15 protein-coding genes and 1 pseudogene are annotated in these 22,452 nt (G+C 51.3%); all 16 read right to left on the bottom strand.

Features of this window, described 5'->3' with window-relative positions; all coding sequences use genetic code 11:
* On the bottom strand, window positions 1-1,080 hold the full coding sequence (mraY, locus tag OEY64_08275) for a phospho-N-acetylmuramoyl-pentapeptide-transferase (GenBank protein ID MDH5542945.1): 1,080 nt from the start codon (window positions 1,078-1,080) through the stop codon (window positions 1-3).
* The gene (locus tag OEY64_08280) at window positions 1,077-2,528 is read right to left on the bottom strand and encodes a UDP-N-acetylmuramoyl-L-alanyl-D-glutamate--2,6-diaminopimelate ligase (protein ID MDH5542946.1); all 1,452 of its coding nucleotides are present in this window, start codon (window positions 2,526-2,528) and stop codon (window positions 1,077-1,079) included. Before OEY64_08280 ends, mraY begins: the two co-directional genes overlap by 4 nt.
* Before the next feature lie 17 nt (window positions 2,529-2,545).
* A complete protein-coding gene (locus OEY64_08285; protein ID MDH5542947.1) occupies window positions 2,546-4,387 on the bottom strand; it encodes a penicillin-binding protein 2 in 1,842 nt (613 codons plus the stop codon).
* Window positions 4,384-4,692, bottom strand: a complete 309-nt coding sequence (locus OEY64_08290) for a hypothetical protein (GenBank protein MDH5542948.1) — start codon at window positions 4,690-4,692, stop codon at window positions 4,384-4,386. Before OEY64_08290 ends, OEY64_08285 begins: the two co-directional genes overlap by 4 nt.
* Window positions 4,689-5,621 (bottom strand): 16S rRNA (cytosine(1402)-N(4))-methyltransferase RsmH, encoded by a 933-nt coding sequence (gene rsmH / locus OEY64_08295; protein ID MDH5542949.1) that lies wholly within the window; start codon window positions 5,619-5,621, stop codon window positions 4,689-4,691. The genes OEY64_08290 and rsmH overlap by 4 nt, the downstream gene beginning before the upstream one ends.
* The gene (locus OEY64_08300) at window positions 5,618-6,052 is read right to left on the bottom strand and encodes a hypothetical protein (protein MDH5542950.1); all 435 of its coding nucleotides are present in this window, start codon (window positions 6,050-6,052) and stop codon (window positions 5,618-5,620) included. The genes rsmH and OEY64_08300 overlap by 4 nt, the downstream gene beginning before the upstream one ends.
* A gap of 235 nt (window positions 6,053-6,287) precedes the next feature.
* A complete protein-coding gene (locus OEY64_08305; protein ID MDH5542951.1) occupies window positions 6,288-7,166 on the bottom strand; it encodes a CoB--CoM heterodisulfide reductase iron-sulfur subunit B family protein in 879 nt (292 codons plus the stop codon).
* Window positions 7,163-8,137 carry a succinate dehydrogenase iron-sulfur subunit gene (sdhB, locus tag OEY64_08310; GenBank protein ID MDH5542952.1) on the bottom strand — a complete coding sequence of 325 codons (975 nt, stop codon included), beginning with the start codon at window positions 8,135-8,137 and terminating at the stop codon, window positions 7,163-7,165. The genes OEY64_08305 and sdhB overlap by 4 nt, the downstream gene beginning before the upstream one ends.
* The gene (gene sdhA, locus OEY64_08315) at window positions 8,137-9,852 is read right to left on the bottom strand and encodes a succinate dehydrogenase flavoprotein subunit (GenBank protein MDH5542953.1); all 1,716 of its coding nucleotides are present in this window, start codon (window positions 9,850-9,852) and stop codon (window positions 8,137-8,139) included. The genes sdhB and sdhA overlap by 1 nt, the downstream gene beginning before the upstream one ends.
* Entirely contained in the window at window positions 9,849-10,409 is a 561-nt protein-coding gene (locus OEY64_08320) for a Fe-S-containing hydro-lyase (GenBank protein MDH5542954.1), read from the bottom strand. Before OEY64_08320 ends, sdhA begins: the two co-directional genes overlap by 4 nt.
* Window positions 10,409-11,248, bottom strand: a complete 840-nt coding sequence (locus tag OEY64_08325) for a fumarate hydratase (protein ID MDH5542955.1) — start codon at window positions 11,246-11,248, stop codon at window positions 10,409-10,411. Before OEY64_08325 ends, OEY64_08320 begins: the two co-directional genes overlap by 1 nt.
* A 115-nt stretch (window positions 11,249-11,363) precedes the next feature.
* Complete coding sequence (locus OEY64_08330) at window positions 11,364-13,121, bottom strand: chloride channel protein (GenBank protein ID MDH5542956.1); 1,758 nt, start codon at window positions 13,119-13,121, stop codon at window positions 11,364-11,366.
* An 80-nt stretch (window positions 13,122-13,201) separates the two neighbouring features.
* Entirely contained in the window at window positions 13,202-17,317 is a 4,116-nt protein-coding gene (gene rpoC / locus OEY64_08335) for a DNA-directed RNA polymerase subunit beta' (protein MDH5542957.1), read from the bottom strand.
* A 23-nt stretch (window positions 17,318-17,340) separates the two neighbouring features.
* A complete protein-coding gene (gene rpoB, locus OEY64_08340) occupies window positions 17,341-21,408 on the bottom strand; it encodes a DNA-directed RNA polymerase subunit beta (protein ID MDH5542958.1) in 4,068 nt (1,355 codons plus the stop codon).
* Between the two features lie 111 nt (window positions 21,409-21,519).
* Window positions 21,520-21,900 (bottom strand): 50S ribosomal protein L7/L12, encoded by a 381-nt coding sequence (rplL, locus tag OEY64_08345; GenBank protein ID MDH5542959.1) that lies wholly within the window; start codon window positions 21,898-21,900, stop codon window positions 21,520-21,522.
* A gap of 45 nt (window positions 21,901-21,945) precedes the next feature.
* Window positions 21,946-22,443 (bottom strand): annotated as a pseudogene (gene rplJ / locus OEY64_08350) (50S ribosomal protein L10).
* Window positions 22,444-22,452: the final 9 nt, after the last annotated feature.

Here is a 22,452-nt window from a genome sequence, read left to right on the forward strand (position 1 = left end):
TTACCTCAGTTTCAAAGTGCTTAAAGAGATCAACGCGAGAAGGATGGCGATGATCCAGAACCTGATTATCACCTTCGGTTCCGCCCACCCCTTCTTCTCAAAATGATGATGCAGTGGGGCCATAAGGAATACCCGTTTCCTCGTCGCCTTGTAATAAACGACCTGGATGATCACCGACAGCGCTTCAACCACAAATATCCCGCCGACCAGTATCAGAATGATCTCGTTCTTCGTCATTACCGCTATCGTCCCTAAAAGCGCGCCCATCGAAACGGAACCGGTGTTCCCCATGAATATCTGCGCAGGATATGCGTTGTACCAAAGGAATCCAAGCGACGCACCCACTACCGCTCCGCAAAGTACCGCAAGCTCGCCGGCCCCCTTGATAAACGGTATCTGCAGGTATTCTGCGAATCCGGCATGACCGGAGACGTATGTAATGACCAGATATGATGAAAACGCTATGATTATCGGCCCGATAGCAAGCCCGTCTAGGCCGTCCGTAAGATTCACTGCGTTTGACGAACCTACTATCACAAGTATGGCGAAGACATAGTATCCCCACGATAGATCAGGCTGCAGATTCTTGAAAAACGGGATGTATAGATTGGTAAACATTCCGTTATAGCTTGCGTCGCCTGATATGATCCATAGCACTGGAACACAGGCTAGCACCTGCAGTAAAAAATATTTTTTCGCCGACAATCCGTTGCCATGCCTCATCTTGATCAAATCGTCATATGCTCCCAACATTCCGAACAGCACGATTGCCAGGAGAGCGGCCCACATGAACCGGTTCGAGTAGTTCATCCAAAGGAGGCAAGGAATGACCGAAGAGATGATGATCAGCAATCCCCCCATTGTCGGTGTTCCGGCCTTTACATTATGATGCGCGGGGGCGTCTTCCCGGATCCTTTCGCCGAGCTCTTTTCTTTTCAGCCACCCTATCAGCAAAGGACCAAGCAGAAATGAGAGCAGTACGGCGGTTATTACAGCGTATGTGGTCCTGAAAGTGATATACCTGAACACGTTGAATATCTGATATTGCTCGTGCAATGGATAAAGGAGTTCGTACATCATGGCTTGCCGACCCCTTTCAAGACATCAGCCGCAATGAGCCTGTCGTCAAAATCGAATTTCTTTTTACCAATGATCTGGTAGGTTTCATGCCCTTTTCCGGCGATGAGCACGCAGTCCCCCTGCTCGGCAAGCTCTATCGCGTCCCTTATCGCTTTTCTCCTTGATTCGATAACGCGCACCCTTTCGCTTGCAGGACTTTCTATTCCGGTGAGGATCTCCTCTATTATTTTCCCGGGCTCTTCCGTCCGCGGGTTATCGGACGTTACTATCACTATGTCAGCTAGTTTGTCCGCTACGGCTCCCATTAATTTGCGCTTGCCGTGATCGCGATCCCCTCCACATCCGAAGAGACAGATCACCCTCCCTGTCGTAAGCTCCCTCGCGGTCTGCAAAAGGTTCGCTAAAGCGTTATCCGTATGCGCGTAATCGACTACCACGGCGAACTTCTGGCCGGCCTCAACCAGCTCGAATCTCCCTGGGATCTTTTTAACCGACGAAACTGCTTTTGATATCACGCTCTGGCTGAATTTTTCCGCTACCCCTACTCCGATGGTAGCAAGCACGTTATATACGTTATGTTTTCCAGGGAGGCTTGTCTTTATCGAATATTCGCCATCTGGAGTAGCGAGGGTAAGGAGAGAACCTTCCCATCCCCCTTTTCTTTCCACCACCCTGATATCAGCGTTTTCCGAAAATCCGAAAGTGATCACTTTGCCCGGCAACCCTTCGCTCACCCACTTTTTACCGACTGCATCATCAACATTAATTACCGAATACTCCGGCTTGAATTCGGTAAAGAGTTTTCTTTTCGCGTTTTCATAGTCATTCATGTCCGGGTGAAAATCGAGATGATCCTGCGTGAGGTTCATAAACACTCCACCCTTGAACGACGTTTCTTTAAGCCGTCCAAGAGCAAGACCGTGAGAGCTGACCTCAAGAACACACCGAGGATTCCGGTAGTCGGCTGACTGTGCCAAAAGCTTTTGCAAGTCAGCCGACTCCGGAGTTGTGTTGGGGGAGCCTAGTGTCTTGTCAGGAAAATGGTATTCGATCGTTCCGAAACGGGAGACGCTGTGTCCAGCCTCCTGCAACATCCTTTCAACCAGGTATGAAACAGTGGTTTTGCCGTTTGTCCCCGTTATCCCGATCAATCCAAGTTTCCCCGAAGGGTGCCCGTAAAATCTGTCGGAAAGTTTTGCCAGTTCCCTGCGAGAATCTGGAACTACAACTACCGGAACGTCAGTTTCAAAATCCGGCTTCCTTTCGAGGACTATCAGCGAAGCCCCTTTTGAAATCGCGTCTTTGATGAAGTCGTGTCCGTCTACCGTAAAACCTTTCACTGCCACGAAACAGCTATCCTTCACAACCTGCCTTGAATCGTATTCAATGGAACTTACGCGTATGTCCCCCAGATTGAGTGAAATCCCGTTAAACAGTTCGGATGCCATTACCCCTTCCGTCATCATCATCCCTCAAGCATTCCCGAAAAATCTGCCGCCAAGAACTTTTCAACAAGGCCTCTTGGCTTGTCTGTCCCTTTTTCTTTTTCATCCTTGAAATATTTTTCTTCAAGATCCGTCCAGTTGACGACATACCTGGTATCAAGCGATGAAGGGATATCCAATATTCTCGCGGTCTCAATGGCGATATCCTTTGCCATCGGAGCCGCCACTTTGCCGCCCCATCCGGCGCCCGCAGGTTCGTCCACCATGACCAGTATCGAGAGCATCGGATCTTCCGCGGGAAAGAGCGCCATGAACGAAGCAAGGTGCTTATCCTTTGAATAGCGTTTCAATGTTCTGTCGAATTTCTGCGCCGTCCCTGTCTTCCCCGCAAGCTCATACCCAGGGGCGTAGGCGTCTTCACCGGTCCCTTCCCTTACCGCCAGCTCCAGTATCTTCATCGTCCCTAAAGCTGCTTCTCGCGAGATAATCCGCCTTGGGGTTGGCGATTTGAATTCCCATTCCACCTTGCCGTTCCGTGTAACCTTGCGGACGATATGCGGTTTCACATACATCCCGCCGTTTCCTATTACCGAAAGCGCCGATACCAGCTGGATCGGTGTCGCTGTAATCTCCTGCCCGAATGAGATTGACGGCAGGGAAAGACTCGACCACTCACGGTAATCCTGCAACAGGCCCGATGTCTCCCCCGGAAGGTCAACCTCCGTGCGGCTTCCGAAACCGAATTTCCTGATGTAATGATAGAAACGCCGCTCACCGAGGAGCCGTGCGATCTTAATGGAACCGATATTCGACGACTTCACAATGACGTCCGAAAATGACAACTCGCCGAAACTGTGCCCCATCGCTTCGCTGATTACATTTTCACCGACTTTGATGGAGCCGTTCCCGCAATCGAACTTGTCCTCAGGTTTGGCAACGCCGGAATCGAGAGCGGCTGCTGCCAGGAATACCTTGAACGTCGAGCCCGGCTCGTAGCTCTGGGTAACCGACAGCGATTTGAAACTGCTTGTCGGATAATCGGCAAAATTATTGGGATTGAATTCCGGCTGTTCCGCCATCGCGAGGATCTCACCACTCTTTGCCGACATGACTATCGCTATGGCGGCCTTTGCCTGGTACTCCTCGAATGCCTCCCTTACCACCTTTTCGGCGGCCTGCTGGATACGTACGTCGATAGTAGTCACCACTTCAAACCGGTCATTCGGGTCGCGCCCATCTGCGTAACCGTATACGCGGCCGAGAGCGTCCTTGTTTGCGACAAAGAGAGCCTTCTCACCAGCCAGCAACTTTTCATATTCATACTCGATCCCGGCCAGACCCTGGTTATCGATTCCGCAGAAGCCTATCACTCTCGCCCCGATGTTCTTATAGGGGTAAAACCTTTTGTCCTCCTCAAGGAAAGAAACACCTTTCAGATCTTTCTCCTTCAGCGAGGCATACTGCTCATCCGTAATCTTTCTCTGTACCCAGACAAAATTCTTCTTTTTGCTTATAAGCTTTAAAACGCTATCAGCATCCAGCCCGAGCTCTTCCGCCAAAACCCCGGCTGTCTTTTCCCGGTTCTCTATCTGCAAAGGATGCGCGAACACCGACCTCATGGGAATTGTCAGCGCCAGCGGCGTCCCGTTCTTGTCGAGTATCTTTCCTCTCGTCTGGTTCAGCTGGACCGTCTGGAAATACTGGCTCTTGGAGTAGCTCGCATACCGTTCGTGCTGATTTATCTGGATGTAATAAAGCCTTGCGATAACCGACACCGCGGCACAGACCATAAAGAAGCCTACAAGCCCAAGCCTGAAACGCTTGAACTTTATCTCCTTCTCTGCGCTCTCTTTTCTGCTCATCGTTCCTTCTTCACGTAAATAATCTGCCCCTCGCGCGGTTCCGACAACCCGTACCGCCGGGCGATAACTTCCATCTCTTCATTCGTAATTATCAGTTCATATTCAAGTCTCAGTCTGTTCTGCTCCTCAAGCATCCTTCCTATCTCCGCGTTCACGCGCTCCTTCATGTAATTCTTCTGGAGCATGTGGATGGAGGGGTATGTGTAAATAAGAATGCTGTACAGCAGGAGAAGAACCCCGCCCGTGTAATACATCTTCTCCCTGTGGTTCAGCTTCGACTTCTCACGAGCAAACGAATATGTCATACCGCTACCCTCTCCGCTACGCGGAGTTTCGCGCTTCTGGCGCGGGGGTTCATTCCGATCTCGCTATCGTCCGCAGTGACCGGCTTTCTTGTCACCATCTTCACGATAGGCTTTTTGCCGCAGACGCACTGGGGGAGCGACGGGGGGCAGTCGCACCCTTTGGCGAGCCGGGCGAATGTCTGTTTCACTATCCTGTCCTCAAGGGAGTGGAAGGAGATAACGGCTATTCTCCCGCCCGGGCTGAGTCGGTCGATACCGTGGAGGAGCGCCTGGCCCAGCTCTTCAAGCTCGCCGTTGACTGCTATGCGGAGAGCCTGAAATATCTTCGTGGCCGGGTGTACTTTTGATTTTTTGTATGGGAGCGATTCGGAAACTATCCGGGCAAGCTGGAGTGTGGTCTCGATAGGGGCGATGGCTCTTTCACGATCTATTCTGGCGGCTACCTTTCCGGCGAACGGCTCCTCTCCGTACTTGCGGAAAATGTGGGCGAGGTCGCGCCTCTCCCAGCTGTTTACTATTTCATGGGCGGTTAGCGATTGCCCCCTGTCCATCCTCATGTCGAGTGGACCGTCCTTGTCGAATGAAAATCCGCGCGACGGGTCGTCGAGCATGAACGAGGATACCCCGAGGTCGAACAGAATGCCGTCGACATTCCTGTCCCCAATGATGCCCGATAGATCTTCATACCGGCCGTAATGCAACTCGACGTTACCCCCATAGCCCTTTAACAAAGCCTTTGCGCGCTCCAGCGCCGCTTCGTCCCGGTCGATTCCGATCAACCGGGCGTTTCCGCCTCCAACTTTCAGTATCTCCCCGGCATGGCCCGCGCCACCCAGAGTGCAGTCAACATACAATCCCCCAGCCCGGGGAATTAAAAACTCAACAACTTCTTTTAATAAAACTGGCCGATGAACATGCCCATCGTTCACAGCAGCCCAAATTCATCCAGGTCGTCCCGCAGTGAGGAACCGTCTTCGGGCGCCTCCTGCTCCAGCCATGTCGACTGGTTCCAAATCTCTATCTTGTTGTCCATGCCGACTATCTGCAATTTCTTTTCAAGTTCGAACGTGGTGCGTATCTCCTGCGGGATGAGGAGCTTCCCGCTCTTGAACGTCCCCGCGAAAGAGCCTGCGAAAATGTTGCGTGCCTTGCGCACTTTCGCTGGATCCTTCGATAGCTTCGCCTCTTCCCTTAAACTTTTCGCCATCTCTTCGAAGAACGGCATCGGAAAAGCGGCCAAACATTCGCCCCATCGCGCTACAACCATCTGGTCATCGTCCCCCAGCTCTTTTCCGAGGATGGAAGGTATATGCACCCGCCCCTTTTCGTCTAGCGTCCCCGGATAATTACCAAAAAACATGCTTCACACTTCCTGTCACAATAGACCACATTGCGACACATTTTTACATACGCGCAGGAATACGTCAACATTATTTTTTAACGAAGTGCTTGTTTTATTTACCGAAAATTAGCCGAAAGTTGAAGAGAAAGAGAAGTGCATAACAAAGTCTATGCTACAAGAAGAGAGATTGTCGCCCTCTGGGCGGCACACAGGCAAGAGTGCCTGTGCCACCAAGAAGAGAAAAATAATTAAATCAGGCGGGGATCTTTTCGGCTATGTGGTCGGCCTTCACGATGTGATTGGCGAGCCTCAGATCCTTTGCCGAAGCGCCGAGCGCGAGCGCGACCATCTGCGAATAGTGCAGGATAGGAACGCCGAGGCTGAGGCCGAACATGCTCTCCGCTTCACCCTGATACGCATCCAGGTTCAGGTGGCAAAGGGGGCATGGCGTGACGATGAAATCGGCGCCGGCCTTCTTCGCGCTTTCAAGAACGTTCCCGGCGAGTCTCAGCGAGTTGCTCTTGTTCGGCATCAGTATCGGGAAACCGCAGCATTTCTGGCTAGCGTCGAACTCCACGACCTCCGCGCCGAGCGCGGTTATTGTCTTTTCAAGTACCGACGTCTTGTCCGGCACTTTTGTATCCATCGTCTCATGTGGTCTTAGCGCGTAGCATCCGTAATACGGCGCTATCTTCAAACCTTTAAGGCTCTTCGTAGCCTTTTCCGCCATCTTGTCGATCCCGTACTCCTCATCGACTATCTGGTAGAACTGGCGTATCTTCACCTTACCTTCGTATGTCCTGCCGGTATCCTTGACCAGCTCCTTGTTCACCTTCTCCTTGTAGGAGGGCTTTTCTGCGAACTTGTGCTGAACATGTTTCATAACCCCCTGACAGGTGGAGCATATCGTCATGATGTCGAGCCCCATCTCTTCCGCGATGGAGAACGTCCGCGCGTTGAGCGCGTCGGCGAGCATCGGGTTATCCTCATGTATGACCCCCGCGCCGCAACATGAGGCGTCTTTCATCTCTACCAGTGAAATGCCGAGCGCGCGCGCCGCTATCTCGGTAGAGACCATCAATTCCTTTCCGGCGCCCTTTGCGACGCATCCTGTATATAGCGCGTATTTCATCCGAGGTACTCCTTGAATCTGCGGAACATCTTTTTAACTTCGCTCATCTTGTCTATAACGTGCGGCATAAGCGGAGGCTGTTTACCCCTGAGGAACATCCTCAGGCCGACCGGCATAATGTCGAGCAGACCGCTGATATTGAAAAATCCTACCGAGCGGACGGGGATGTAGTTCTCGTTAATCATTCCGCCGCCGGTGATGGGGGGGAACGCCCCGCCTACCGATTCGCGGAACGCGAGGACGTGCCGCGCGCCGTTGTTATTATGGAAACCGTCCTTCATCGCGGCGGCTTTCAGCTCGAGTATCCTTGAAAGAGGTTTCGCCTCCGTCGGACAGCGGGTGGAGCATTCGGCGCAGTGGGTGCAGTCCCACATCCCGCCGACCTTGCTAAGCTGTTTGAGCCTCGCGTCCCTTTCGCAATCCCTCGTGTCGTAGACGAATCTCTGCGCCTTCGCCAGGGTAGCGGGGCCGAGGAACCTGTCGTCTATTTCTAGGACGTTACAGTCGGAGTAGCATGAGGCGCAGAGTATGCAGTTTGAAGAGGGATCTATCAGGTGGAAATCTTCCGACGACTGGAGCCTCTCCCTTTCGTACTTTATCGATTCATCCGGCTTGAGCCACGGATCTATCTTTTCGAGAGAGCGCCAGAATGTTTCCAGGTCCACCGCGAGATCCTTTATTATCTCGAAATTGCCGAGCGGCTCGATGGTGATAACGTTATTTTCAACTACGTCCACCGCCTGCGTTTTGCATGCCAGCTTTGCGTGCCCGTTCACCCTCATCGCGCACGAGCCGCAGATGGCGCTCCGGCACGACATTCTGAAAGTGAGCGTGCCGTCCTGCTGCCACTTTATGAGATTGAGACAGTCGAGAAGCGTAGACGACTTCGGTATGTCGAGCATGAACTCCTGTATATGCGATTTCGCGTCGCTTGCCGGGTCGAATCGTGAAATTCTGAATTTTGTAGCCATCAGTATTTCCTCTCCTCCGGCTGGAATTTTGTTATCGAGACCGGCTTGTATTTAAGCTGTATCTCGCCGTTTGTCCCCTGATAGGCGAGAGTGTGTTTGAGCCATTTCACGTCGTCCCTCTTCGGGAAATCGGTCCTTGCGTGGCCCCCCCTGCTCTCGGTCCTCTTTGTCGCCCCTTCGATTATCACTTCGCTGAAGGTAAGCATGTTATCGAGTTCGATAGCCTCCATCAGCTCCGTGTTGAATACCTTCCCCTTGTCGGAGATCCGCATGTTCACGAACCTCCCCTGGAGTTCCTTGACCTTTTTCATTGCCATGCCGAGCTTCTCTCCGCTTCGGAATACGCCGCAATTTTCCGTCATCGCCTCTTTCAGTTCGTTCCTTATGTTGAATGCCGATTCGGTGGATGCGGATGAAAGCATTTCGTTCATCCTCTTTTTGACCTTTTCTTCTTCCCTCTTCGCGTCGATCTTTTCATGTTTCGCTTCCAGAGTGTATTTCAACGCGGCTTTCCCGGCCCTTCTGCCGAACACTACCGCTTCAAGAAGGGAGTTTGTGCCGAGCCTGTTTGCGCCGTGAACCGACACGCAGGCGCACTCGCCGGCAGCGAAGAATCCTCGCGCCGGAGTGGAGTGTTCATCCACTATCACCTGACAGTCGACGTTGGTAGGTATTCCACCCATGCTGTAGTGCGCCGTCGGCTGAATCGGGATAGGATCGTCGATCATATCTATTCCGAGGAAATCTATGCCGAGCTGTCTTACCTGCGGCAGTCGGTCGAGTATTTTCGCTCTTCCGAGGTGGCGCATGTCGATATGGATGAAATCCTTGCCGCCTATCCCTCTACCTTCGTTTATTTCGGTCTGTTCCGAACGTGAAACTATGTCGCGCGGAGCGAGTTCCATCTTGCCGGGAGCGTATTTTTCCATGAAGCGCTCACCCTTGCCGTTGAGGAGGTATCCCCCTTCGCCACGAGCCGCTTCGGAAACGAGTATCCCCTGCAGGTACAATCCTGTCGGGTGGAACTGTACAAACTCCATATCCTCAAGCGGTATCCCCGCGCGGTACGCCGCAACGACACCGTCGCCGGTATTTGCGTAGGCGTTCGACGTGATCTTGAATGCCCTGCCGTATCCTCCGGTGCCGAAGATAACCGTTTTCGCGTGGATCACCTCGATGTCGCCTGTCTTAATATCCATTATGACCACTCCCCGCGCGGAGCCTTCTTCGTATATCAGCGAAAGGAGGAAATACTCAGCGTAAAGAGTGATCTTTTTCCTGTGTTTCATCGACTGCTCAAAGAGGACATGAAGGAGTGCGTGTCCGGTCCTGTCGGCGGCGTAACATGAACGCCTCTTCTGGTGTCCACCGAACGCCCGCTGCGCTATCCGCCCTTTTTCATCGCGGGAGAAGACGCATCCGAGCTTTTCCATCTCGATGATGGCTTCCGGCGCTTCCTTTGTCATAAGTTCGATAGCATCCTGATCACCGAGGAAATCGGAGCCTTTTACCGTGTCGTACATATGTATTTCCGGTGAATCATCGGGATCGAGATTCGCCATCGCGGCGGCCACGCCCCCCTGAGCCGCGCCCGAGTGCGAACGCGACGGATAAACCTTTGTCACTATCGCAACATCGAGCTTGCCCGCCATTTCAAGCGCCGCGCCAAGGCCGGCAAGTCCTGAGCCTACTATTACTACGTCATGCTGTTTCATTCGGACACCTTATATTTTTGTTTACCGATATCGTATAAATCGTTTCCGTTTATATCATTGATAACCACTGCCTTGAAATCTTCCACCTCTAGTTTCCTTATGGCCTCCGGGCCAAACTCTTCATAGGCAACTATTTCAACTGCCTTTATGGACTTTGCAATAAGCGCCGCCGCGCCACCGATAGCGGCGAAGTATACGGCCTTGTATTTCTTCATCGCGTCGATCACCGACTGGTCTCTTTTTCCCTTCCCGATCATCCCCTTTGCGCCTTTCTCCAGAAGCCTTGGGGCATATGGATCCATCCGGTAGCTTGTGGTCGGACCTGCGGACCCTATTATCGCTCCGGGCTTTGCGGGTGACGGACCTACATAATAAATTACCTGCCCCTTTAAATCAAATGGGAGAGGCTCCCCTTTGTCCATCGTCTCTACCAGTCTCTTGTGGGCTGTATCGCGGGCTGTGTAAAGAGTTCCCGAAATGGATACTCTGTCCCCCGCTTTCAGGCTCGCCACGGTTTTATCATCGAGCGGAGCGGTTATTTTTATTTCGTCCGACATTACAGCACCGCCTCCTTGTGTCTGCTGGCATGGCAACAGATGTTTACGCTTACCGGCAGCGAGGCGATGTGGCTCGGGTACTTTTCTATGTGCACCGCCAGGGCGAACACCTTCCCACCAAGCCCCTGAGGTCCGATGCCGAGATTGTTAACCTTCGTCAGTATCTCCTCCTCAAGCGCCGCCAGTTCCGGATCGGGATTTTTCTCTCCGATATGACGGAGAAGCGCCTTCTTTGCGAGTATCATGCACTTTTCGGCAGAACCTCCTATCCCGACCCCTACTATAACCGGAGGGCATGGATTCGACCCGGCCTCGTCACAGCGCTTTACCACGAAGTCGATTATCCCCTTTTTCCCCGCGGCAGGCGCAAGCATGGTTAATCGCGCCATGTTCTCGCTTCCGCCACCTTTTGGCGCGGCGATGATCTTCAGTTTGTCACCCTTTACGAGGTCGACAATAACCACAGTAGGTGTGTTATCCCCGGTATTCTTTCGCGTGAACGGATCGCAGATGGATTTTCTAAGATAGCCATCCTTGTATCCCTGCCGGACCCCTTCGTCGATTGCATCGTTCAGGAGTCCTCCTTCTATATGGACATCCTGCCCAAGCTCTACAAAAAAAACGGCATACCCCGTATCCTGACAGATGGGAACCTGGTTATCTCTGGCTATATTCTGATTTTTAAGAAGCGCGTTGAAAACGGCTTTCCCCGCCGGCGAAACCTCCTCGGCAAGCCCTTTTTCAAACGCTTTTACTACGTCTTTCCCCAAATCGAAATTTGCGGAAGTAACAAGGTTTTTGACGGTTTTTGCAATTTCGTCTACATGAACAGTCTTCAACTACCCCCCTTTATACGAAGCTACATTTTTACCACAACGGCAGAATAATTCCTAGCCTTAACATTCTGGAGGAATCGGTATCATGCAGACATACCGCGGAATATCCGGAACAGAGTTAGATAGTCTGCTCCATCACCGCTTTTTTATAGGAGTTTATGACATCTTTTCTCTTTATCACGCCGAGCATTTTGACCACCTTCCCCTTCGTGACGACCGGGAGTTCATCCAGGTCCTTTATGGAAAACTTTTCCATTGCATCGTTTAGCGATTCATCGGGATGGATGGTTATCATGTCCTGCTTGGCAAGCTCCTTTGCAATCACGATATCCGCCAGGCTCGCTTCGAAAAGGAATTCACGCATATCCTGTACCGAAAGGATCCCGGTCAGCCTTCCGCTCTCGTCTATCGTATGAAAGTAAAGTTCCCTGGAGGATTTAACCAGCGCAAGTATCTTTTTGAACGGGAGGTTTTCAGGAATCGTTTCAAACTCCCTTATCATGACATCTTTCACCTTGATCCCTTCCATTATGCGGGACTCACGACCCTCCCATATCATTACCCCTTTCCTTTTCAGCTTCTGCTGATAGATAGAATCCGGGAGGAAGTAGGAGTAGGTAAACGTGGCTGAAATGCAGGCCAGCATAATCGGAAGAATGATCTGGTAGTTATTGGTAAGTTCGAAAACCATCAGTATATTTGAGAGCGGCGCGTGGGCGGCGGCGGACATGACAGCCCCCATTCCAACGAGCGCGTAGGCTCCGCTCGGTCCTGTATGTTCCGGCAAAAGGGTATTCAATATCATGCCGAAGACCCCCCCTGTCATACTCCCTATGAAAAGAGCCGGAGCGAACATTCCCCCCGAACCGTTCGACCCTATCGTTAGCGATGTGGCGAACATCTTTACGAATATAAGGAAGAACGCGAGCATCAAACCCATCTTGCCGGTCAGCACCATATCCATCGATTCGTAGCCATTTCCAAGAACATCCGGAAATACGATACCCACAAAGCCGACAGCGACCCCTCCGAGCGCCGGTTTTAACGCCGGGTGCACCGGCAGATTTTCAAAAAGATCTGTAAACTTGAAATAGAACTTGTAGAAGAGCGCGGCGAGAAGGCCGCAGAGTATGCCGAGTATTACGAAGAAGATGAACTCCCATGTCGAGACAAGGGAGTAGTTCGGCAACTGGAAAACAGGCACATCACCTTCCATGTGGCGCGCGGTAACTGTAGCGATGACCGCGGAGAATATCAGCGGTGAAAAGACCTTGATATTGAAATCGCCGAGGATAACCTCGATAGAAAAAATCAATCCACCCAATGGGGCGTTAAACGCCGAGGCTATAGCCGCGGCCGTACCGCAACCTATCAAAAGCCTTATCCTTTCGGATGACGCCTTTATTCTTTTGCCGACCCATGAACCGATAGCGGCTCCTATCTGAACAATCGGGCCTTCCCTTCCTCCGGAGCCTCCGCTTCCTATAGTAAGCGCGGACGCCAGCGGCCTGAACCAGATGACCCGGGAAGGAACTCTCCTGTCGATAGCAGCCCATTTCATGGCTTCTGAAACAGCGGCTGATTCGCCATGCGGATTGAAAAAGTGATTCAGCAACCCGACCAGAAGGCCCCCGAAGCCGACTATCAGCGGGAGGAAGAGCAAGTCGAGCGACCAGTCGCCGCCGTTATTGATATCAACTGAGGAATAAAAGAGGTGGTGAAACCATGATATCAGCTGTTTGAACCAGACAGCGGCAACGCCGACAAGGAAACCTACAAGGCAGGCGATGCCGACCATGAAGATATGTTCCTGGCGTAATATGCGGTAGAACGTCCCCAGGTAGCGGGACATGTAATCCATATAACGTTGAAACATGTTCACCCGATGGCATCAAGGTCTAAAAAGTAAAAAAAGCCCCTCTCCGTCAGGAGAGGGGCTGTAATCGTATGATAATTTTAATCGTTCTTATTCGCGGTCTCTTCTTCCTCTTCCTTTGCCTCTTCCAGCTTCAGTTCAAAACCTGGAAGTTTCGCAATATGAATACCGATATTCTGGTACTGCATTGAGCCTGTTCCTGCAGGAATCAGCCGCCCCATGCTTACGTTTTCCTTAAGGCCCCTCAAGTAGTCGACCTTTCCGGAAATCGAAACATCCGTCAGCACCCTTGTCGTTTCCTGGAACGATGCGGCTGATATAAAGCTGTCGGTAGCGAGCGAAGCCTTGGTAATGCCGAGCAACACCGGTTTTCCTTTTGCCGGAATTCCGCCAGCCGCTATCACAGCCTGGTTTTCCACCTGGAAAATCTTCTTGGTAACCTGCTCCCCCTCAAGGAAGTTCGTATCACCCGGATCCTCAATAATAAGGTGTCTCAACATCTGCCTGACGATAACCTCGATATGCTTGTCGGCAATGGTAACGCCCTGAAGCCGGTAAACTTCCTGTATCTCATTCACAAGATATTTCTGCAACTCCTTTTCACCCATGATATTCAGGATATCGTGAGGATTCAGCGCGCCGTCAACCAGCGGTTCTCCCGCCTCAACATAATCACCCTCGTGTACGTTGATATGCTTACCGCGCGGAACAAGATACTTGTGCTCCGTTTCGTCCTCGGTGGTGATAAAGACTTCCCTTGTGCGCTTTACGAACGCGCCGTACTTGACCTTACCGCTGACTTCCGCGATAGTTGCCTGTTCGTGAGGCTTTCTCGCTTCGAAAAGCTCCGCAACACGCGGAAGACCGCCTGTTATGTCTTTTGTCTTGGTGGTTTCTCGCGGTATCTTAGCGATGATATCGCCTATCTCTACGCGCTCGCCCTCTTTCACGTTTACGTGCGCACCCGCGGGCATCATGTAGCGCGTAAGGGTTTTACCCTTATCATCCTTAATGGATATACGAGGATGTTTCTTCTCTTCCCTGTGGTCGAGAATAACCTTCTCGGAATGCCCTGTTACCTCGTCGACTTCCTCGCGCATTGTCACGTTTTCCATGATATCGCCGTAGGCAACGGTACCCGCGACTTCTGTAAGGATCGAGAGTGTATATGGGTCCCATTCCGCCAGTGTGTCGCCATCTGTAACGCGCTGGCCGTTCTTTACCTTAAGCCTTGCTCCGTAAATGACCTTGTATCGCTCGCGCTCCCTGCCGTCGTCATCCTGAATGATAAGTCCGCCGTTTCGGTTCATGACGATAAGCTCTTCGCCTTTAAGGGTAACCGTTTTGAGTTCTACGAATTTGACTATACCGCCCTTCTCGACCTGCAGTTTCGTCTGCTCGGCCACCTTGCTCGCAACACCTCCGATGTGGAAGGTACGCATTGTAAGCTGTGTTCCCGGCTCGCCGATTGACTGCGCGGCGATAACGCCCACGGCCTCGCCTATCTCAACCGGTTTTCCGGTCGCCAGGTTCCTTCCGTAGCATTTCGCGCATACACCCTCTTCGGCTTCACATGTAAGCACCGAGCGAAGTTTGATCTGCTCGACACCCGCGTTCTCTATCTTGGCAACAAGCTTTTCATCGATCAGCTCATTAGGTCCGAGGAGTTCTTCCTTGGTAAAGGGATCGATAACCGATTCAAGCGTAACGCGACCGAGGATTCGTTCTCCAAGTTTTTGGATTACTTCGCCACCTTCGACCAGCGCCGTCATCTCGATGCCGTTCATCGTTCCGCAGTCATGAATGTTCACTATCTGATCCTGGGCAACGTCTACCAGTCTTCGCGTCAAGTAGCCGGAGTTTGCGGTTTTTAACGCGGTGTCGGCAAGACCTTTATGCGCGCCGTGCGTTGAGATAAAGTACTGCGCTACTGTCAACCCTTCTCGGAAGTTCGCGATGATCGGCGTTTCTATGATCTCGCCCGAAGGTTTCGCCATAAGTCCGCGCATACCGGCAAGCTGAGCTATCTGCGCCTTGCTTCCCCTTGCGCCCGAATCAGCCATCATGTAAAGACCGTTGAAATCTTCACCAGGCGCGTCGCCATCAACCGCCCTTTTATCCTCCGATTTCAGCTCAAGGAAAACCTCTTCGGTAACCTTGTCCGTGACATGCGACCATACGTCGATGATCTTGTTGTATCCTTCACCTTTGGTTATCAAACCGTTCCTGTACTGTTCTTCTACCTTCACAACCTCTTTTCGAGCGGCATCAACCAGTTCAGTTTTCTTCAGAGGTATATGCATATTCGACAATCCGATCGAAACGCCGGCTTTCGTGGCGTAAAAGAATCCGATGGCCTTCAATTCGTCCAGGAACTTGACTGTCCTGTCGCGGCCTACTTCTATGAAGCAGTCGTTTACAAGACTTCCAAGAGCGCCCTTGTTCATCAGTTTGTTTATGCGCGAGAACGGGATCTCATGCGGTATTATCTCGTAGAAAAGCGACCTTCCGACAGTAGTATCGTAGACGGTGCCGTCGATCCTCACGCGGATCTTCGCCTGCAGATGCACTTTTTTCGCATCGTATGCGGAGCGAACCTCCTTGATGTTTGAGAAAGCCTTCCCCTCGCCCATCACCTTGCCGCGTTCCCTTGTAAGGTAATAACAGCCAAGGACTATGTCCTGCGAAGGTACGGCAATAGGCCTTCCGTTCGACGGCGAGAGAATGTTGTTTATGGAAAGCATAAGCATCCTTGTTTCGATCTGGGCTTCAAGCGACAGCGGCACATGCACCGCCATCTGGTCGCCGTCGAAATCGGCGTTGTATGCCGCGCAAACCAGCGGATGAAGCTGGATCGCCTTCCCTTCGATCAATATCGGTTCAAATGCCTGTACCGAAAGTCTGTGAAGCGTCGGTGCGCGGTTCAGGAGCACCGGATGGTTTTTTACAACCTCGTCGAGTACTTCCCAGACCTCTTCCTGCTCATTTTCGACCATCTTCTTTGCAGATTTAATGGTTGCGGCGTAGCCTTTTACTTCGAGCTTGTGATAGATGAAAGGCTTGAAAAGTTCGATCGCCATCTTCTTTGGAAGGCCGCACTGATAAAGTTTCAGATCTGGCCCAACAACGATAACGGAACGACCGGAATAGTCAACGCGCTTTCCGAGAAGGTTCTGACGGAACCGTCCCTGTTTACCTTTAAGCATATCGGCAAGCGATTTGAGCGGCCGTTTGCTCGGCCCTTTCAGCACTCTTCCTCGGCGGCCATTGTCAAAAAGTGCCGCTACCGATTCCTGCAACATTCTCTTTTCATTGCGGACAATTATCTCCGGCGCGCGAAGCTCCATCAGCCTCTTGAGCCTGTTGTTCCTGTTTATAACCCTTCTGTAAAGATCGTTAAGATCCGATGTAGCGAACCTTCCGCCGTCAAGCGGCACGAGGGGGCGCAAGTCGGGCGGGATAACCGGTATTACCGAAGGAATCATCCATTCCGGCCTGTTGCCGGATTTTCGGAACGCTTCGGAGATCTTAAGCTGTTTGGCAAGTTTGCGCCTTGTTTGCACCGAATTGGTCTTTTCAAGGGCGACTTTCAGCTCTTCCGAGAGCTCTTCGAGATCCATGTTCTTAAAAATGGTCTGTATCGCCTCTGCGCCCATGCCGACTTCAAAGGCGTCTTCACCGTGCTCTTCAACCGCTTCCTGATAATCATCTTCGTTAAGGAGCTGTTTGTATTTCAGCTTGGTCTCGCCCGGCTCGATGACGATATATTTTTCAAAATAGATAACCGCTTCGAGTTCGGACATGGTCATGTCGAGGAAGTTGCCTATTTTGCTCGGCAACCCCTTGAAGAACCATACGTGCGCAACGGGTGCGGCAAGCTCGATGTGCCCCATCCTTTCGCGCCTTACTTTTGAAAGGGTGACTTCAACGCCGCACTTTTCACAGACGGTCCCCTTGAATTTCATCCTTTTGTATTTTCCGCAGAGACACTCCCAATCCTTGACCGGGCCAAAGATCTTCGCGCAAAAGAGCCCGTCCCTTTCCGGCTTGAACGTCCTGTAGTTTATTGTCTCAGGTTTCTTTACTTCGCCGAACGACCACGACCTGATCTTTTCAGGCGAAGCGAGTTTTATCATCACCGAGTCGAAGGACAGCGGGTCTTTTGGTCTCTCCATGAACCGGAAAGTATTATCCATTTCCATCTTCTTTATTTCCTTCCTTAAAAGACCTTTTTCTTTATTTCGTCCAGAGAAATATCAAGACATAATGCCTGAAGCTCTTTTATCAAAACATTGAAGGATTCCGGCAAACCTGGCTGTAGGGTGTTGTCACCCTTGACAATCGCCTCATACATCCGCTTTCTCCCTTCAACGTCATCCGACTTGACAGTCAGCATTTCCTGAAGCGTATATGCCGCGCCGTACCCCTCAAGAGCCCAGACTTCCATCTCACCAAGCCTCTGTCCGCCGAACTGCGCTTTTCCGCCGAGCGGCTGCTGCGTAACGAGAGAGTATGGTCCTGTGGATCTGGCGTGCATTTTATCCTCAACAAGGTGGTGCAGTTTCATCATGTAGATGTAACCCACAAATACCTTCTGGTCGAAATACTCGCCTGCTCTGCCGTCAATTACCCTTCTCATGCAGTTTTCCGGTACTCCTGCGTTACGAAGAAGCGACTTCACATCGTTTTCGCTGGCGCCGTCGAACACCGGCGTTTCGTAGTGAGTGTCGTTTGCCTTCGCGGCCATTCCGAGCGATGTCTCCATCAGCTGCCCGACGTTCATACGTGATGGAACGCCTAGCGGATTGAGGAGTATCTCAAGCGGTGTACCATCTTCGAGCCTCGGCATATCCTCTTCAGGAACGATAACCGATACTACGCCCTTGTTACCGTGCCGGCCGGCCATCTTGTCGCCAACCTGCATCTTCCTTTTGATCGCAACATATACCTTGATGAGCTTGATAACGCCGGGGGCAAGTTCGTCGCCCCTGTCGACTTTCGCAAGCTGTTCGTTCATGTCCGACTTCAGGTCTTTAATATGCTCATTCGAGTTCTCCTCGATCTTGAGTATCTTCTCCTTGATATCGCCCGAAGCCGATACCTGAAGCTTGAGAAGGTCCTTTCCTTCTATCTGGTCGAGAACTTCTTTCGTAAGGGTTGCGCCTGCGCTGACAAGCTTCTCTTTTGAACCAGCAAGAGTAAAATCCTTGTCCGCTTTCTGACCTGCGAGAATGGACCTTATCCTGTCGTCCTTATCGAGCTTTATAATTCGAATCTCCTCGTTGTAATTCCCTTCGATAGATTTTTTCTCTTCTTTCTCGATAGCCAGTGTGCGGTCATCCTTATCGGTACCGCTTCTGGTAAAGACCCTTACATCCACGACGGTGCCGTTTACTCCAGGCGGTACGCGGAAAGAGGTATCCATTACGTTGCCTGCCTTTTCACCAAATATTGCTTTGAGCAGTTTTTCTTCCGGCGAAAGGAGTGTCTCTCCCTTGGGGGTAAGCTTGCAGACGAGGATATCACCGGGATCTACTTCCGCACCAATCCTCACGATACCGCTCTCATCAACATTATGAAGAGCATCCTCGCTAAGACCGGGGATATCCCTGGTTACTTCTTCCTTGCCGTATTTCGTGTCGCGGGCGTCAATCTCGAACTCTTCAACATGTATGGATGTAAACACATCCCTTTTGATAAGCGACTCGCTCAGTATTATCGCGTCCTCGAAGTTGTAACCGTGCCAAGGCATGAACCCGACGAGGACGTTCTTGCCAAGCGCCAGTTCGCCACGGTCGGTCGCCTGACCGTCCGCCAGCACATCCCCTTTTTTCACGGCCTGACCCGGCTCAACAAGAGGTTTCTGGTTTATGCAAGTGTTCTGGTTCGACCTTCCGAATTTTGTAAGTGGGTAAATGTCGACTTTTGGAAGTCCGCCATTGTCTCCGCTCTTGTTTCGTCTGACAACTATTCTTCTGGCATCCACGTTGATGACAACGCCGTCAGCCTTCGCCATAACCAGCGTGCCGGAATACCTTGCGGCGACCTTCTCCATGCCGGTTCCGACAACCGGCGCTTCAGTCCGAATTGGCGGCACCGCCTGGCGTTGCATGTTTGATCCCATCAATGCGCGGTTCGCGTCATCGTGCTCAAGGAACGGTATCAACCCGGCGGCAACCGAAAAGACCTGCCCCGGGGAAACGTCCATATATTCCAGCTCTTCAATAAGAATTGAGCCGAATTCGCCGCCGAAGCGCCCAATAACGGAAGGATTCTTGAAAGAATTATCTTCCTTTAGCGGGGCGTTTGCCTGGGCTATCTTGTGTTTATACTCTTCCGCCGCGGTGAAATACACAACCTCATTCGTCACCTTGCCGTCCACAACCTTCCGGTAGGGGGTTTCAATAAATCCGTACTTGTTTACCCGCGCGTATGTAGCGAGCGACGATATAAGACCGATGTTCGGACCTTCAGGCGTTTCGACCGGACAGACCCTGCCGTAATGGGTCGGGTGAACGTCTCGCACTTCAAATCCCGCGCGCTCTCTCACAAGACCTCCCGGTCCAAGCGATGAAAGCCTTCTCTTGTGAGTAAGACCGGACAGAGGGTTCGTTTCATCCATGAACTGTGAGAGCTGTGATGAAGCGAAGAACTCCTTTATCGCGGCAGTTATCGGTTTGGAATTAACGAGGTCATGCGGCATCGCCGTTTCTAGATCCATGATGTTCATTCTCTCAAGGATGGTCTTTTCCATCCTTACCATGCCAACCCTGAACTGCGCGGCAACCTGCTCGCCTACCGAGCGGACGCGCCTGTTTCCGAGATGGTCTATGTCATCCTTCACGCCAAGTCCCGCTTTCAATTTGAAGAGATACTTTACTGTCGCCAGGATATCCTCTCTGGTAAGTACCCTTTTATCCGGCGGAACGTTCAGCTCCAGCTTTTCATTTATCTTCTTTCGCCCGACTTCACTCAAGTCATATCTCTTCTCGTTAAAGAAGAGATTTTCGAAAAACATCTTTACCGATTCCGGTGTTGGTGGATCGCCCGGACGCATCCTCTTGTATATCTCGCGTAGCGCCTCATCCTCGCTCTCAACGCCGTCAACGGCGAGAGTATCCCTGAAAGAGGTGTCCTTCAACTGGTCATCAATGGCAAGCACCTTGAATGAGGTTATCTTGTGATCCGCGATAGATTCGAGAATTTCTTCCGATATTGATGAGTTCACTTCGAGAATTACCTCTCCGGTCTCCTCGTTGATAATATCTTCTGCAAAATATTCACCGAGCAACTGGCTCTTTTCAATCTGGAATTTTTCAATTCCAGCATTCTTGCACTTTCTCATTGCGCCTTTTGTGATCTTGCGCCCTGCTTTTACGAGAACTTCACCGCTCTTCGGTTCGAGAATATCGTCAACCGGCTTGTACCCAAGCATGTAGGAGTAATCGCTAATTGTGGACCAGAACTCCCCTTTCGCGGGAACATACTGTATCTCATGGAAATTGTAAAATTCCCCAATAAGTTCGTTTATCCCGTAGCCGAGCGCTTTAAGCAGGATGGTAGAGGGGAATTTCTTCCTTCTGTCTATTCGTACGTGGGAGATCTCCTTTGTATCGAATTCGAAATCAAGCCAGCTTCCCCTGTGAGGTATTATCCTTGAAGAATAAATTGTCCTGCCAAGCTGGATACCTTTTCCTTTTTCCTTTATGAACACGACGCCTGGTGAGCGGTGGAGCTGGTTCACTATAACTCTCTCGGTGCCGTTCACTATGAACGTACCGTAAGGTGTCATCAGCGGTACTTCGCCAAGATATATCTTCTGCTCTTTTATTTCACGAATCTCCATTTCCGTGGAATTTTCGTTTTCCTCGCGAAGGATCAAGCGAACTATGATCTTCAGCGGGTCGGAGAAGCTGACCCCCCTCTGACGACAGTCAAGAAGTGAATATTTCTGCTTGAAAACAACGCTCTTTTTACATTTATCGCATACTACGCCAGGTCCGCCGAGACTTTTATATTCTCCGCATTTGCAATGCCAGGTGCCAAGCTCATACCCAAGATATTCAAGGGTTGCGGTTTTTTTGTAATTTGTTATCGGGAAAATAGATCGGAAAACCTCCTCGATACCCTTGTTTTCCCTCTGATCCGGTCTTACTCCGGCCTGTATGAGAGCTTCAAAGGACTCAAGTTGGGTCTCGATGAGGTTGGGCAGTTCCAGCACCTGCCCCAAACGGGAAAAACTTTTTCGGGATATCGGTTCTTTCCCGGGAGAATACACCTTAGCCATTTAACTATGCCTCCTGGCAGCAAAGATTACTTGAGAAAGCCTGAGCGTGGGCGCAGCTGCGCCCATGAACAGGCAAAAATACTCTGTCTTTTAAAAGACGAAACAAGTTAATTACTTAACCTCTACAGTCGCGCCGGACTCCTCAAGTTTTTTCTTGATATCTTCTGCTACATCCTTGGCGACCTTTTCCTTCACTACTTTCGGCGCACCATCAACCATGTCCTTGGCTTCCTTCAATCCAAGTCCGGTAATTTCCCTGATTACCTTGATAACCTGGATTTTCTTGTCGCCAGCGGCCTTCAATTCAACTGAGAATTCGGTCTTTTCAGCGGCGGCCTCTCCACCGCCAGCTGCTGGCGCAGCTACTGCAGCTACCGGCGCGGCGGCTGATACGCCCCACTCCTCTTCAAGGGCCTTGGTCAGCTCAACAAGTTTCAAAACAGAAAGGCTGTTGAGATAGGATTTCACATCTTCGGTTGACAAATTGGACATTTCTTCTCCTCCTTTAAAATCGTGGTTGTTTTCTCTATTTTCCTTAACGGCGGCAAGTAGGTATAAAAACTTCCTCACAACACCAGCTAATACATACACAAACATTCTTGGCGATCCCTGCAACGTGCTGAGAAACATCGCCTGTAACACAGGTTTATCGGGAAGGTTCCCAATGCTTTTTACGCCTTCCTCGGAGAATATCTCTCCTTCAGCCATCCCGGCAATGATCTTGAATGCCGACTCTTCCTTCGCGTACTTGGAGAGTATCCTGGCTGGTGAAGTCGGGCTATCGTAGCTTATCGCTATCGACATAGGCCCTACAAAACGGTCATGCAGACCCTCCACAGGCGTTCCTTTGGAGGCGATCTTCGCAAGACGGTTCTTCACTACTTCAAACTCGATGTTCTCACTGCGCAATCTCGCGCGCAGATCATCCATCTTCCCGGCGGTTACGCCGCGGTAGTCGGCCTGCACCACACCGGTGGCACGGCTGAACTTCTCGTGCAACTCTTTTACTTTTTGCTCTTTTACCAATGTCGCCATATTATTTCC

The sequence above is a fragment of the Nitrospinota bacterium genome (assembly GCA_029881495.1).
Taxonomy (GTDB): Bacteria; Nitrospinota_A; UBA7883; order JACRGQ01; family JACRGQ01; genus JAOUMJ01.

Coding starts and splice junctions, on each gene's coding strand:
- mraY (MDH5542945.1), bottom strand. CDS start 1,080: ATGATGTACGAACTCCTTTATCCATTGCACGAGCAATATCAGATATTC.
- OEY64_08280 (MDH5542946.1), bottom strand. CDS start 2,528: ATGGCATCCGAACTGTTTAACGGGATTTCACTCAATCTGGGGGACATA.
- OEY64_08285 (MDH5542947.1), bottom strand. CDS start 4,387: ATGAGCAGAAAAGAGAGCGCAGAGAAGGAGATAAAGTTCAAGCGTTTC.
- OEY64_08290 (MDH5542948.1), bottom strand. CDS start 4,692: ATGACATATTCGTTTGCTCGTGAGAAGTCGAAGCTGAACCACAGGGAG.
- OEY64_08300 (MDH5542950.1), bottom strand. CDS start 6,052: ATGTTTTTTGGTAATTATCCGGGGACGCTAGACGAAAAGGGGCGGGTG.
- OEY64_08305 (MDH5542951.1), bottom strand. CDS start 7,166: ATGAAATACGCGCTATATACAGGATGCGTCGCAAAGGGCGCCGGAAAG.
- sdhB (MDH5542952.1), bottom strand. CDS start 8,137: ATGGCTACAAAATTCAGAATTTCACGATTCGACCCGGCAAGCGACGCG.
- sdhA (MDH5542953.1), bottom strand. CDS start 9,852: ATGAAACAGCATGACGTAGTAATAGTAGGCTCAGGACTTGCCGGCCTT.
- OEY64_08320 (MDH5542954.1), bottom strand. CDS start 10,409: ATGTCGGACGAAATAAAAATAACCGCTCCGCTCGATGATAAAACCGTG.
- OEY64_08330 (MDH5542956.1), bottom strand. CDS start 13,121: ATGTTTCAACGTTATATGGATTACATGTCCCGCTACCTGGGGACGTTC.
- rpoC (MDH5542957.1), bottom strand. CDS start 17,317: ATGGATAATACTTTCCGGTTCATGGAGAGACCAAAAGACCCGCTGTCC.
- rpoB (MDH5542958.1), bottom strand. CDS start 21,408: ATGGCTAAGGTGTATTCTCCCGGGAAAGAACCGATATCCCGAAAAAGT.
- rplL (MDH5542959.1), bottom strand. CDS start 21,900: ATGTCCAATTTGTCAACCGAAGATGTGAAATCCTATCTCAACAGCCTT.